General features: G+C 70.4%; 12 protein-coding genes and 1 pseudogene. 5 read left to right on the top strand and 8 right to left on the bottom strand.

Translation table 11 applies throughout. From position 1 onward, the window contains the following. Positions 1 to 138 precede the first annotated feature (138 nt). The 4 genes from ACF09C_RS01620 to ACF09C_RS01605 are packed head-to-tail and all read left to right on the top strand — an operon-like array spanning position 139 to position 6306. Positions 139 to 1041, top strand: a complete 903-nt coding sequence (locus ACF09C_RS01620; protein WP_392087412.1) for a universal stress protein — start codon at positions 139 to 141, stop codon at positions 1039 to 1041. Further along, on the top strand, positions 1038 to 1898 hold the full coding sequence (locus tag ACF09C_RS01615) for a universal stress protein (RefSeq protein WP_392087410.1): 861 nt from the start codon (positions 1038 to 1040) through the stop codon (positions 1896 to 1898). The genes ACF09C_RS01620 and ACF09C_RS01615 overlap by 4 nt, the downstream gene beginning before the upstream one ends. 7 nt (positions 1899 to 1905) lie before the next feature. Then, on the top strand, positions 1906 to 4527 hold the full coding sequence (locus tag ACF09C_RS01610; RefSeq protein ID WP_392087409.1) for a cation-translocating P-type ATPase: 2622 nt from the start codon (positions 1906 to 1908) through the stop codon (positions 4525 to 4527). A gap of 48 nt (positions 4528 to 4575) precedes the next feature. Continuing rightward, the gene (locus ACF09C_RS01605; RefSeq protein WP_392088646.1) at positions 4576 to 6306 is read left to right on the top strand and encodes a GAF domain-containing sensor histidine kinase; all 1731 of its coding nucleotides are present in this window, start codon (positions 4576 to 4578) and stop codon (positions 6304 to 6306) included. Positions 6307 to 6317: 11 nt separating this feature from the next. Here ACF09C_RS01605 and ACF09C_RS01600 read toward each other — a convergent pair whose 3' ends face one another. The 7 genes from ACF09C_RS01600 to ACF09C_RS01570 form a co-directional block, all read right to left on the bottom strand. Beyond that, positions 6318 to 7004: a response regulator gene (locus tag ACF09C_RS01600; RefSeq protein ID WP_392087407.1), complete on the bottom strand. Its 687-nt coding sequence runs from the start codon at positions 7002 to 7004 to the stop codon at positions 6318 to 6320. Between the two features lie 61 nt (positions 7005 to 7065). Then, on the bottom strand, positions 7066 to 7692 hold the full coding sequence (locus tag ACF09C_RS01595) for a CBS domain-containing protein (RefSeq protein WP_392087405.1): 627 nt from the start codon (positions 7690 to 7692) through the stop codon (positions 7066 to 7068). Positions 7693 to 7717: 25 nt separating this feature from the next. Then, complete coding sequence (locus ACF09C_RS01590) at positions 7718 to 8176, bottom strand: Crp/Fnr family transcriptional regulator (protein WP_392087403.1); 459 nt, start codon at positions 8174 to 8176, stop codon at positions 7718 to 7720. Between the two features lie 287 nt (positions 8177 to 8463). Then, positions 8464 to 9009: a flavodoxin family protein gene (locus ACF09C_RS01585; protein WP_392087401.1), complete on the bottom strand. Its 546-nt coding sequence runs from the start codon at positions 9007 to 9009 to the stop codon at positions 8464 to 8466. A gap of 14 nt (positions 9010 to 9023) precedes the next feature. Continuing rightward, complete coding sequence (locus ACF09C_RS01580) at positions 9024 to 9668, bottom strand: hypothetical protein (RefSeq protein WP_392087399.1); 645 nt, start codon at positions 9666 to 9668, stop codon at positions 9024 to 9026. A 220-nt stretch (positions 9669 to 9888) separates the two neighbouring features. Then, positions 9889 to 10287 (bottom strand): cytidylyltransferase domain-containing protein, encoded by a 399-nt coding sequence (locus tag ACF09C_RS01575; protein ID WP_392087397.1) that lies wholly within the window; start codon positions 10285 to 10287, stop codon positions 9889 to 9891. Between the two features lie 195 nt (positions 10288 to 10482). Next, positions 10483 to 11265, bottom strand: coding sequence for an aminotransferase class IV (locus tag ACF09C_RS01570; RefSeq protein WP_392087396.1), 783 nt, complete (start codon positions 11263 to 11265; stop codon positions 10483 to 10485). A 152-nt stretch (positions 11266 to 11417) separates the two neighbouring features. On the opposite strand from ACF09C_RS01570, the pseudogene ACF09C_RS01565 reads away from it, so the two are divergent. Then, positions 11418 to 11932, top strand: a pseudogene (locus ACF09C_RS01565) (putative immunity protein). 202 nt (positions 11933 to 12134) lie between these two features. Here the strand turns inward: ACF09C_RS01565 and ACF09C_RS01560 are convergent. Continuing rightward, the gene (locus ACF09C_RS01560; RefSeq protein WP_392087394.1) at positions 12135 to 12755 is read right to left on the bottom strand and encodes a carbonic anhydrase; all 621 of its coding nucleotides are present in this window, start codon (positions 12753 to 12755) and stop codon (positions 12135 to 12137) included. Positions 12756 to 13050: the final 295 nt, after the last annotated feature.

Raw genomic sequence — 13050 nt, 5'->3', positions numbered from 1 at the left:
GTCTCTCGGCATGGCCCGTGGTCTTCCCCGACCAGGTGGTGGGCCCTTTGGTCCCGTCGTTGGCCCCAGCGGCCCTCCGTTCGCCTGCGACCGAATGGGAAAGTGGAAGGAGTCCTTCGGACTGTGTGAGGAGGAGCCATGGCGGCATCCACGTCCCGTCCGGGCCTCGGCAGTGTCGTTGTCGGCGTCGACGGATCACCATCTGCGCGTATGGCGGTGATGTGGGCGGCGGAGGAGGCGGCCCTGCGGGGTAGCTCTCTCTGCGTCGTCCACGCGGCGAACACGGACGCACCGGTCCCGTTTCTGTCCCAGGCGGAGATCGTCGCGAGTCGGCGAGCAGGGCTGGAACTGCTCGACAGGACTGCCGAGGAGATCGCGACGCGTCACCCCGAGCTCACGGTTCTCACAGAACTCGACGACGGCGCTGCCCCTGACAGTCTGCGACGGGCCGCTGCCGTCACCGGAACGATCGTCGTCGGGCACCGGGGCCTGGGCGGGTTCTCCTCGTTGTTGCTCGGCTCGGTCGGGCTTGGCGTGGTGGCTGCCGCCACCACGCCCGTGGTCGTGGTTCGCGGGGCCACCGAGCCTGCCGAGACGGGCGTTGTCCTGGCAGCGGTCCGGGACGCGGCCGATGTGGGCTGCGCCCTCGCGGCGGCCCGTGAGGCCGTGCTGCGCAAGGTGCCCCTGCGGCTCCTGCACATCTGGAATGCGGGACTGTCCGCCGGCCCACGCGCTCTGTTGCACAACGGAGGCGAGGAGATCGCCAGCGAGCATGTACACGCGCTGGCCGAAGTCACCGACCGGGTCCAGAACGAATTCCCGGAACTGACGGTGCAGGCCGACGGCCAGAAGAGCCACAGCGTGCCCGGGGCTCTCGTCGACGCGTCACACCACGCCGACCTCGTGGTCGTCGGAGGGAGACGGTCGCCCGGATACCTCGGACCCAGTATCGGGCGAACCACGCTCACTCTGCTGCAGCACGCCCACTGTCCCGTGGAGCTCATCCCCCGGCGAGGCCCTGGACACGGGAGTACGTCATGACACGCACCACGGATCGCCATGACATCGTCGTCGGCATCGACCCGGTCAAGAACTGGCACCTGGCCCTTGCCTGGGCCGTGGACGAGGCCCGGTTGCGAGGCATGGGACTGCGGCTCGTGGTCGCGGTTCCACCGCAGCACGACACCCAGCACGTCGACGACACACCTCGCCACCTGGCACTGCGGCAGACCGGCACGGAAGCACTCCGCACAGCAATTGCCTGGGCGCACTCCCGGCAGCCCGCCGTGAACGCCACCTCCGCCCTCTTCGACGGTTTCCCGGCAGGAGTCCTGAACGGTCTGTCATCCGAGGCCGGAATGATCGTGCTCGGTTCCCGGCACCTCAGCCGTACAGAGGAGTTCCTCAGCGCCGGCTCTCTGGTGGTCCCGGTCACCGCGCAGGCGCACTGCCCGGTGGCCGTCGTGGGCGACGCGGAGCATGTCACTCAGGAGGCGCCGTACCTCGTCGTCGGCGTCGACGGCAGCGAGTCCTCGCGAGCAGCCCTGGCCTGGGCCTTCGAGGAAGCGGACCTCCGGCGTTGCGCGCTCCGGGCCATCGCTGTCTGGCAGCCTCCGGTGTTCTCCCTGCACAGCGGTGACACACTGTTCCACGCCGAGCGCCGCATGCTCTCGGAGACCACCGCAGGCTGGGCGGAGAAGTATCCCGACGTCCGGATCACCCACGAGGTGTTGATCGGTTCCCCCGTCGAGACGCTCGCGAACGCCGCCGAGCACGCCCTCGCCGTCGTCGTCGGCCGTCGAGGCCGGGGCGGATACACCGGGATGCGCGTCGGCTCCGTCGTGCACGGACTGCTGCATCGTGCCCACTGCCCGGTGATCACGGTGCCCGCGGTGTGAGCGGGCCATGGCGAGGTCAGCACCGGACCGGGCTCCTGCACAGGTGCGGGAGACGACGGGACTCACCCAAGAGGAGGCGGCCCGCCGGCTCGCCGACACAGGCCCCAACGAGGTGACGGCAAGCAGGCCAGTGCGGCTCCACAAGCGGATCCTGGCCCAGCTGACAGACCCGCTGATCATGGTGCTCCTCGGGGCCGTCGTGCTGACTCTCGCGATCGGAGACCATCCCGACGCGATCGTGATCGGCCTGGTCGTCCTCGTGAACACGACCGTCGGCGTGGCGCAGGAGATCCGCGCAGACAACGCCGTCGCCGCACTCTCGGCCCTCACCGCCCCGCACGCGCGTGTGCGGCGCGACGGTGCCGTTGTCGACCTCCCCGCTGCGGTGGTCGTCCCTGGTGACGTCCTCCTCGTCGGTGAAGGTGACATCGTCGCCGCCGACGCAGAACTCGCCGAGGCGTCCGCAGTACTGGTGGACGAGTCCATGCTCACCGGGGAGTCCGTGCCCGTCGACAAGGACCCCGGTGCGACGCTGAGCGCCGGCACGGTCGTCGTCCGGGGCCGGGGCGTCGCCGTTGTCACGGAAACCGGAGCATCCAGCGCGCTCGGCCGCATCGCGGCCCTTCTCGACGAGCGCCGCGAGCCCACCCCGCTGCAGCGCCGCCTCGCCGCCTTGGGACGCGTCCTTGCAGGCGTGACGCTCGCCCTGTGCGTTCTGGTCTTCGCGCTCGGCCTGATGCGGGGGCTCCCGCTCGGCACGATGGCCGTCACCGCCATCAGCCTGGCCGTGGCGGCGGTACCCGAATCCCTTCCCGCCGTCGTCACCCTGGCACTCGCGCTCGGAGCCCGGCGCATGGTCACCCGGCACGCCTTGGTGCGCCGACTTCCCGCGGTGGAGACGCTCGGCTCGGTGTCCGTACTCGCCACGGACAAGACCGGCACCCTGACCGAGGGCCGCATGGTCGTCCACCACGTCTGGACACCGCAGGTGAGCGCCGTGCTCTCGGGTGTGGGGTACGAGCCCGTGGGCGAGGCCCTGGTCGACGGAAGGCCGGCGGCGTCGGACGAGCTCGAGTCGCTGCGTGAGCTGCTGACGGTGACTGCGCTCTGTAATGACGCCACGCTGCGCCCCGCGGACAGCAAAGCGTCCGACGCCCGCTGGACGGCCCTGGGCGATCCCATGGAAGCCGCCCTGCTCACGGCCGCGGCCAAGACCGGCTGCCCGGATGCCGCGGAACTGGCGATGACCCGGCCGCGGATCGGAGAAGCACCCTTCGACAGCCTCCGCAGACGCATGACCACGCTCCACGAGACGGGCGGAGACAGGGTCCTCGTCTGCTTGAAGGGGGCTCCCGAAGCCGTTCTCGACCCGGCCGTCCTGCTCGATCCCCCGGACGCGCTCGCGGCGGCCCGCCAAGAGGCCGCGAGCCTGGCGGCCCGGGGATACCGCGTGCTCGCCGTGGCATCGGGTGCGCGGAACGACACCCCGATCCCGATCACCGCGGCGGAGTCGGGGCTCGCTCTCCTCGGGCTCGTCGCGCTCAGCGACCCGCCCAAGCCGCACGCGGCAGCGACCCTCGCCGCCTGCCGGGCGGCCGGCATCACCCCCGTCCTCATCACCGGGGACCATCCGGCGACGGCTCGGGCGGTCGCGTCCCACGTCGCCCTCCTGGGCAACGGCGGCGAGATGGAAGGCCACGTCGTCACGGGGGCGGACGTGGCCGCAGGCCGCGTTGCCGACCTCACCTCGGTGCGGGTCTTCGCTCGTACGGACCCACAACAGAAGCTGGACATCGTCGAGGCGTGGCGCGCCCGGGGTGCTGTCACTGCCATGACCGGCGACGGAGTCAACGACGGCCCCGCCCTACACAGGGCCGACATCGGCGTCGCCATGGGCGCACGCGGCACAGAGGTCGCCCGCCAGGCCGCAGATCTGGTCCTCACCGACGACGAGCTCGCGACGGTCGTGGCGGCCGTCGACGAGGGACGGCGCGTCTACGACAACATCCGCCGCTTCCTGGTCTACGGGATGGCCGGCGGAGCCGCCGAGATCCTCGTCATGATCATCGGCCCGCTGCTCGGGCTGCCACTGCCCCTGCGGGCGGGCCAGATCCTGTGGATCAACCTCCTGACGCACGGCCTCACCGGCGTGGCCATGGGCGCCGAACCAGCGTCCCCGGGAGCGATGCGGCGACCACCCCGCCCGCCTGACCAGCACATCCTCGGCGGAGGTGCCTGGCAGCGCCTCCTCGTCCTCGCCGCCGTCGTCACAGCGGCTTCCCTCAGCGCAGGACTCACCGCCCGGACACTCGACCTCGCCTGGCAGAGCGTGCTCTTCCTCGCCCTGCTCGCGGCGCAACTCGGGGTGGTGCTGGGGCTCCGTTCCCGGCTGTTCACCCGGAAGAACCCGTTCCTACCCCTGTCCGTCTTCGCCTCCGGCCTCCTGGCTGCAGCGGCGCTCTACGTGCCCTTCCTGAGCACGGTTCTGGAGACCGAACCGCTCGGCTGGGCCGGCGCCGGGATCGCCGTCGCCTGCGCACCCGCCGGCTTCCTGGCCGCACGACTCGTCCGCACCGCCTTCCGTGGGGCGCGTCCGGCTGGAGGGTCCTGGGCACCGGAACTACCGTGAAGATGTGCTTCAGGCGTGGACGGGTTCTTGGCGTGGCCGGAGGTGACGATGGTGTCGGAGGGGCTGGGGCCTGCGAACCGCGAGGTCCCGCGGCTGCGACTAGACGAGCTGCTCGACGAGGTCCAAGTGCGCATCGACGAGGTGCGGGGCACCAGGGACCGGCTCAACGGGCTGCTGGAAGCCGTCATGTCCGTAGGCAGGGAACTCGACCTTCCCCAGGTGCTGAGGGACATCGTGGAGGCAGCCGTCACCCTCGTGGACGCCGAGTACGGCGCTCTGGGCGTCATCGGGGACGACAAGAAGCTCTCGGAGTTCCTCCCCGTCGGCATCGGAGACGACCTGCGGGCGCAGATCGGCGACCTGCCCTCGGGGCACGGACTGCTCGGCGAGCTGATCCGCAACCCCAAGCCTCTGCGGCTCTCCGAGTTGTCCGGGCATCCCGCCTCGTACGGGTTCCCGCCCCACCACCCTCCGATGCACAGCTTCCTGGGCGTGCCCATCCGGGTCCGCGACGAGGTCTTCGGGAACCTGTACCTCACCGAGAAGCGCGGAGGGGCCGAATTCGACGCCGAGGACGAAGCCGTCGTGACGACCCTGTCCGTCGCGGCCGGCATCGCCATCGAGAACGCCCGCCTGTACGAGGAGGGCCGCCTCAGGCAACGGTGGCTGGCTGCGAGCTCCGACCTGACCAGTGCCCTCCTGTCCGGGGCGGAGGAGACCACGGTGCTCGACGGGTTGCTGGAGCAGGCCGTGGACATCGCGGGCGCCGACGTGGGGGTCTTCTACCTGGTGGGTGCAGGCGGTGAGCTGCGGGGCTCGCTCGCCCGTGGTGAGGGGGCCGAGGCGCACCGGGGCGTCGTCCTGCCGTCCAGCGAGGGAACCCTGGCCGAGGCCGCCCTCGCGCAGGAGGGCCTGCTCACGGTCGCCGACGTCGAGAACGAGTCGCGCATCCGGGTGCAGCCCGAACGGTGGACGGGATTCGGGCCGGCGGTGGCCGTCACGGTCGGCACCAAGGAGCGACTGAGCGGGGTGCTGATCCTCGCCCGGAAGCACGGGCGGCCCCCGTTCACCGGCTTGGAGATCACTGCTCTCCCGGGATTCGCGGGGCAGGCAGCCCTGGCACTCGAACTGGCCGACCGCCGCCGGGACGCCGAACAGGTGGTCCTCCTTGAGGACCGCGACCGGATCGCCCGTGACCTGCACGACCTCGCGATCCAGCGGCTGTTCGCCACCGGCATGACGCTGCAGAGCGCCCGTAGGTTCGTCGAGCACCCGGAGGCCGTGGACCGGTTGACGCGGGCGATCGACGACCTGGACGCCACCATCAAGATCATCCGGTCGACCATCTTCGGTCTACGGGAACGCGAGAGCGCCGGGGCGCCGAGGCTCAGAAGTCGTGTGGTCAAGGCGGTCGACGAGATCGCGACCACGCTCGGATTCGCTCCGGCGCTGCGTATGGAGGGTCTCCTCGACACGGACGTGCCCCATGAGGCGGCCGAGGAGGTGATCGCGGTCATCGGCGAGGCGCTCACCAACGTGGCCCGGCACGCACGGGCCCACAGGGCGGAGGTGTCGGTCGTGGCCGAGGACGGCGTATTGGCAGTGATGGTGAGCGACGACGGTACCGGCATCCCGCAGGGCGGCAGCCGCAGCGGACTGCGCAACCTCTCCGAACGGGCCGAGCGGCTGGGCGGGACCCTGTCGGTCCGGGCGAGAGCGGAGCCGCGGAGCGGGACGGTACTGGAATGGAGGATCCCGCTGCCGGAAGGGCGGACGTGAGGTCCGGACGCCTACTTCTCCTCGGAGTCGTGCTCGTGTGCCTGCGCGGCGATGACGGCGGCCTGGACGCGGCGTTCCACGCCGAGCTTGCCGAGCAGTCGTGAGATGTGGTTCTTGACGGTCTTCTCCGACAGGTAGAGCCGCTTGGCGATCTGCCGGTTGGTGAGCCCTTCGCCGATGAGGTCGAGTACGGACCGCTCCCGCTCGGACAGCACTGCGAGCCGTTCGTCCTCCGTCGGCTTCGCCGCCTCCGGGTCTCGAAGCGAGTGCATCAGCCGCGCTGTGGTGGCCGGGTCCAGCATCGACTGCCCGGTGGCCACGGTGCGCACGGCCGCGACGAGGTCCGACCCCTTGATCTGCTTGAGGACGTACCCGGCGGCGCCGGCCATGATCGCGTCGAGGAGAGCGTCCTCGTCGTCGAACGACGTCAGCATCAGACAGGCCAGCTCGGGCATCCGGGACCGCAGCTCCCTGCACACGGAGATCCCGTCGCCGTCCGGCAGCCGGACGTCGAGAACCGCCACGTCCGGCCGCAGGGCGGGGCCGCGGGCCAGTGCCTGGTCGGCGGTCGACGCCTCGCCGACCACTTCCATGTCGGGCTCGTCGTCGATCAGGTCACGGAGACCCCGGCGGACGACCTCGTGATCGTCGACGAGGAACACCCGTGTGAGTGCGGTGGCTGCCGGCAGGTCCGTCATGGCGATCCTTGTGGTCGATCGGCTGGGCACCCCCCTATGGATTGTCCGTCAACGGAGCGTCTCAGGTCGCACCGAGATCCATCCGGACGTCGACGACGCCCTCCACAGCCCGCACGGCGCGGGCGACCAGCGGCACCAGCGACCGGTCGGACAGCGGGCCACGGATCGTGGCCACGCCGTCCGTGACCGTCACGTCCAGCCCCACAGGGGCGGCTGGCTCACCGAGGACGGAGCGGCGGATGTCCTGCTCGACCTCGGTGTCCGTACGGAGGAACACCTTCAGCAGATCGCTCCGGCTGACCACACCCTCCAGCATGCCGACGCCGTTGACCACGGGCAGGCGCTTCACCTTCCGCGTCGCCATGATCCGTGCCGCTTCGGCGAGCGTCGCTTCAGGATGGACGGTCACGGCGGGGCTGGACATGAGTTCCCCGGCCCGTACGGCTCCGGCCTTGGACGCGGCGGCGAACTCGTCCGGACGGGGCTCCTCCGTGCGGAACTCCTCCTTCGGCAGCAGATCGGCCTCCGACACGACCCCGATCACCCGTCCCTCCCCCTCCAGAACGGGCAAGGCGCTCACCTTCCACTGGTCCATGAGCGCGACGATCTCCTTGTACGGCGCGTCCCGTCCGATGGCGATGGCGGTGTGGGTCATGACGTCGCTGACGGCGTAGCGAGAGGCGGGCATCACGTTCTCCCAGCGGGATGAGGGCCTACAGGCCGCTCCCGTGCGGGGCGTAGAGATCCAGCAACCGCACACGAGCGGAGAAGAGACGGTGGGCGAGCATCTGTCCCACGAAGTGGTCCAGGGCGAAGCCGAAGCTCGGATCGGTGTCCATCAGCATGCGCACGGTCGCCGCGTCGAACTCGTCCGCGCGTACCCGTGTCATGGCCTCGGCGCCGAAATGCCAGCGGTACGGCTCGAAGAGCCACGACCAGCCGAGCAGCTCCCCGGCGTTGACACTGTCGACCACGGCGGCCCGCTTGCCGGGCACGCGGACGTCCAGGGTGACCGTCCCGGTCTTGATGATCCAGAACCGGTCGGCGTATCCGCCTTCCTCGAACAGCCGGGTCTCTTCAGGGAAGTCCACCGGGCGGGCGCACTTCAACAGCCGGTCACGCTGGTCGGCGGAGAGAGCGGCTGTGAGTCGTGGGTTGGGAGGTGTGCTCATCGGAGGGCCTCCTCGGCGGTGTCCACTCCCAGTCTGGCCTCGCTGCGTGAGGGGTGAGGAGGGCCGGACGGCCCCCTCGGGGGGCCTGGTCGGCCCGTACGAGGTGCGTCAACCCGCCTGTGGCGTCCCGCCGGGTGCGGTACGCATGACCCTCTGGTCCTGGGAGCTTGACCAGCACCTTCACGGGCAGGGGGGGCACATGCCTGTTTATGGCGGGATCCGCGACGGAAGCGGGTCCTGCTCGACGTGCCCTCACGCTTGCCGGTGGCGGTTCCCAGCTGGATCAGTCAAGCGATCTGGAGAGCCGCCCCCCAGGCCTTCGCGCGGTCTCGTTCGCCGGCGCGTAGCGGTCCTTCGGTGTCCTCGATGACAAAGCCCTCCGGTTCCGCGACGAGTTCGTAGCCATGACCGCGGAGCCGACGGGCGATGCCGTTCGCGGCGGCGCCGGCCAGGCGCATGTCCGCTCTGGTGTCGAAGGCTGCGGCGGCATGGGTACCGGTGTGGGCCTTCGGGAGTGTGTCGTGGAACCAGTTTCGGACGCCGGGGCCCTCGGCGCCCTCCTCGGGAGTGAAGGGACGCTCTCTGTTCTCGGCCTCTTGCTTCTCGGCCTTCAGCCCCATCTTCCGGCTCATCCCGGTGGTCATGCCCCGCATATGGGTGGGCCCGCCGACGACCAGCAGGTCGGTGGGGCCGATGCGCTCCGGCAGCGCGTCGACCACTGGCACGCACTCGACCTCGGCGTCCGGGTGCGTCTCCTTCACACCCTCTCCGATCGCGTCGGCGATCTCGCGCGTGTTGCCGAACAGGCTCTCGTACACGATCACAGCGCGCATCACGACTCATCTCCTCAGGTAATTCCCTCTCCAGCCTCCGCTGCCGCTTCGATCGCCCGCAGCGCTCCGCGCAGGACGATGCCGACGCCCGGGGAGACCAGCGTCCAGTAGCGGCCGAACCGCGTGGTGGAAACCGGGTCGGTGCACGCGGTACGCGCTTCGTAGCTCAGGAGCGACCGCCGTGCCCCGTACGGATGCACAACGAAGGCGGCGGCCATCTTCGCCCAGCCGGGCTCATCGAAGCCCGCGTAGTCACTGGATTCGACACGGCGCCACTCGATAGTGGGCTTCCATACCTTGCCGACCGCCCCGAAGGCGATCTCGCGCCCCGCGCGCTCACCCAGCGCAACCCAGGTCTGGGCCTCCAGGTCCCCCTGATCGCCACCTACGGCGGTTTCGAACAGGTCGGACAGCCGCATCGAAGGCGGTGTGACCACGGGCCGGCGTCGCACGCGGTCCGGAACTCCACGTGCCCACATGACCGCGTCGAACAGTGGCGAGTGGATGGACAGCATGTCCAGATCTCGGGCTGCGCCGTACACGACGTCCGGCGCAGCGGCGATCACGGCACACTCGAGGCGGGAGAACCGGAACTCGGGCAGGGCCGTGTCGAGCAAGAGGGGCTCGGCTGTCGTGGCGACACTCGGCTGGGCATTCATGTGCACCTCCCAGATCCGACACCATCAGTCTCGTCCAAGGAAGGGCATCTCGCTGGGGCCGAACGGTCCCCGGTCCCCTTGCGGAACCAGGACACGTCAAGATCATCCAATTGCGCGCGCTTCGGAACCGTCGGTGGCGGAGGAGCTGGGAGCGCCGCTCGACCCAGCGGAACCGCGAGCTACCCCCGAGGCGACTCGAGGTCCTTCCGCAGGTCAATGCTTACGGCGCGGGACCCACAGGTACGCGTGTGGGCGGCGCCATGCAATTGCTGCCGCGACCGGAGGAACCGGTCGGCTCTGGCAAGGTCCTCAGGTGTGCCGACCGCAAGCCCGTCGTCCGCGACGGAGAGCATCTGTACGCGGTGCCCGTGTTCGACGAAGCGCAGCATCTCCACGCCCTCGGTTCGCTCCGGCGCCCGTGCGGGAGTTGTCGGAACAGTCTGAGGGCCGTTATGAGCGGTTCGTCGCCCTGCACGTTGATGTAGGCGTCGGCGTGCAGGTGCTGCGCGCACTCGGCGATGCGGTCGGTCCCGGTGGGGTGGTCTCTGGTGCGCGTGCAGTCGATGCCCAGTTGGCGACACGCCTCCTCGATGCGTTCGTCGTCGGTGGCGACCACCATGCCACTCGTGCTGGGAGTTTTGCTGACCAACGGCTCCACAGCATGGCCCTGCCGCGAAGGTCACGTGGGCAAGGCTTGAAGTACCTTCCGGAAGCTCCGAGTGCCGAACCGGGCGGTGCTGGGCTCCCGCGCGTCCTCGAAGCCGAGCCGCCGGCCCGTGGCCGGAGTACCGGAAGTCGTAGGGCGCAGGTACCGTCACAGCCGCTCCGCGGGCAGTGCCGCGTACGCCTCCCGGAGCGCGCCGGGCACCGGGTCGCCGACGGCGAACCGCACGCCGTCGACGGCCTCCACCACGCGCACCCCGATCCCGGAGCTCGTGGCGAACGCGGCGCGCAGAGAGGGCAGTTCGTCGACATGGACCGGGCGGACGGTGGAGCCGGGGTGGGCCGAGCGCAGCAGGCGCATGGTCACCCCGGACAGCACGTCCGCCTCCGGCCACACCACCCGTCCGTCCCGGTCCACGAACCCCACGTTCCAGGTGCATCCCTCCGACACCAGCCCGTCGGGCCCGATGAACAGGACGTCGTCGAAACCGCCCCGCCGCGCCTCCCGCCGCATCCTGAGCTGACCGAACAGCGCCGTGTGCTTCACCTCGGCGGCGTCCCGGACGTACGGAAGCGCCCTCACCCGCAGCGGAGGCGCGGGCAGGGCACCCGCCGGGCGGGTGGTCACCAGCACATGCGGGTCGGCCCCCTCACCCGGGCGGGCGAGGTCGAGGGCAGGATCGAAGACGGTGACGCGTACGGTCGACGCCCCGCCCCGCCCGCCGACCTCCTCCCGCACCCAGCCGAGCACCCGCTCCGTGTCGAGCCCCGCCCCGAAGACCTCGGCGCAGTCCCGGACGAGCCGGTCCAGATGCAGGGAGAGACCGGGAACCGCCCCGTCCTCCACCCGCATGGTGGTGAAGTGCCCGTAGTTGGTGAGGGCGAGGGCCGTCAGCTGAGCGACGGACGCGGGTTCTCCATTGACAGTGGCCATGCCGGAAGTCTCCCCGTACCCACCGCTCGGCACAGTGCTCACCCGCCGCATTCCAGGCCGGCAGTCCGTATCGTTGCCCCCGCTGGGCGGTTGACTGGCGGTCGGGGCACACCGCTGCGAGCGGCGACGATGCGCGCGGAAGGGAGCGCAGGATGATCCTCCCGAAGGTCCGGGACCCTCGGTTCGTGACGCTCCGCCGTGGTGGAACTCTCACCGACACGGATCACCTCTCCTCGCTCTATGGGCCGCCTCGTGTGCAGAGCACGTCCTTGGCCTCTTCGAGTCGGCCCGGCCTGGGGACCCGCGCCCGCGCCAGGCGATCGAGCACGCCCGGGCGTGGGTGCGCGGCGAGGTCAGGATGATGCAGGCTCGCGCCGCGGGTGGCGATGCGATGGGGGCGGCCAGAGATCTGCGTGGTGCAGCACGCCATGCCGCGTATGCCGCCGGTCAGGCCGGTGTCGTCGCGCACGTCGCCGCGCACGAGCTCGGTGCGGCCGCCTACGCGATCAAGGCCGTACGTGCGGCGGCGCCTGAGGGCGAGAGCGAGATCGCGGGACGACTCGAGTGTCAGTGGCAGCGCGGTCAGCTCCCCGAGGCGATCCGTGAGCTCGTTCTTGATGACCAGAGGCTGCGCAACGACATCTGTTGGTCGGTGTTCGACTGTTGAGTGAGATTCCGCTGCGCCTGCCCTGGGCACCTCCACGATCCGGCGCCGTGCGGATACGCCGCCGGGTCGCGGAGGGTGCGGGACTGTCGGAACCTGAGCGGAACACGAGGCGTCGGAGCGAGCCGGACTCACTCGTCAAGTAGCCGGGCAGGTGGCTTCGGGAGGCCGCAGCACACGGGGGCCCTGACGTCTCGTCAGGGGATCAGGCGACCTTGTCGACACCATGGGCCGTCACGAGCCTGGCATGGCCCTCGGCAAGGTCGTAGCCCAGACCCACGACGGCGACCTCGCCCGTCGCCACCTGCTCGGCCAGAATCCGCGAGCGCTCCGTGAGCAGGTCCGCGGTGTGCCTGATGTGGGCGTCGATGATGTCGCTGCCCTCCGTGAGCCCGGCGGCGCGGGCGGCGAGGATGCTGGGCGTGACCCGCTCCACCACGTCCCGCACGAAGCCCGGCGCCGGCGCACCGTCGTCCACAGCAGCGCGGGCGGCGGCGACCGCGCCGCATGAGTCATGGCCCAGGACGACGACGAGTCGGCAGCCGAGCACGCTCGTGGCGTACTCGACGCTGCCCAGAACCTCGGCACCGAGCACGTGGCCGGCGGTCCGTACGACGAACAGGTCGCCGAGACCCTGATCGAAGATGATCTCAGCGGCAAGGCGTGAGTCGGAGCAGCCCAGGATGACCGCGAAGGGTTCCTGGCCGGGTGCGAGCTCCGCGCGGCGGGCGGCGTCCTGGTTGGGGTGCTCCTGGGTGCCGTCGACGAAGCGTCGATTTCCGGCGAGCAGAGTGTCCAGAGCGGCGGAGGGAGAGGTACGAGGCATGCCGCACACAGTAGCGAGACGGCTCGGCTCACGTTCGGCCGGTCTCCGACGACGTGCCCTTTTCCCGATCCGGGGGCTCTCTCCGAACGCTTCGGCCGCCGTCCCGTGGCACTGCTCGGCGCATGCGGCGCGGCCGGCGGGGCATCAGCCACGATGCCGAAGCGTCTGGGCCGGCCGGCTCAGGACTCCCCGCCGTACGCCTGCGAATCGGTGATGATCATCGCTCATGCCCTTCCACGGGGTCATCGGGGTCTCCGATCCACGGGGTCATGGGGGTCTCCGAATGACCTGATGG

Source organism: Streptomyces sp. NPDC014870, assembly GCF_043081505.1.
GTDB lineage: Bacteria > Actinomycetota > Actinomycetes > Streptomycetales > Streptomycetaceae > Streptomyces.
This window is presented reverse-complemented; position numbering and strand designations above follow the sequence as displayed.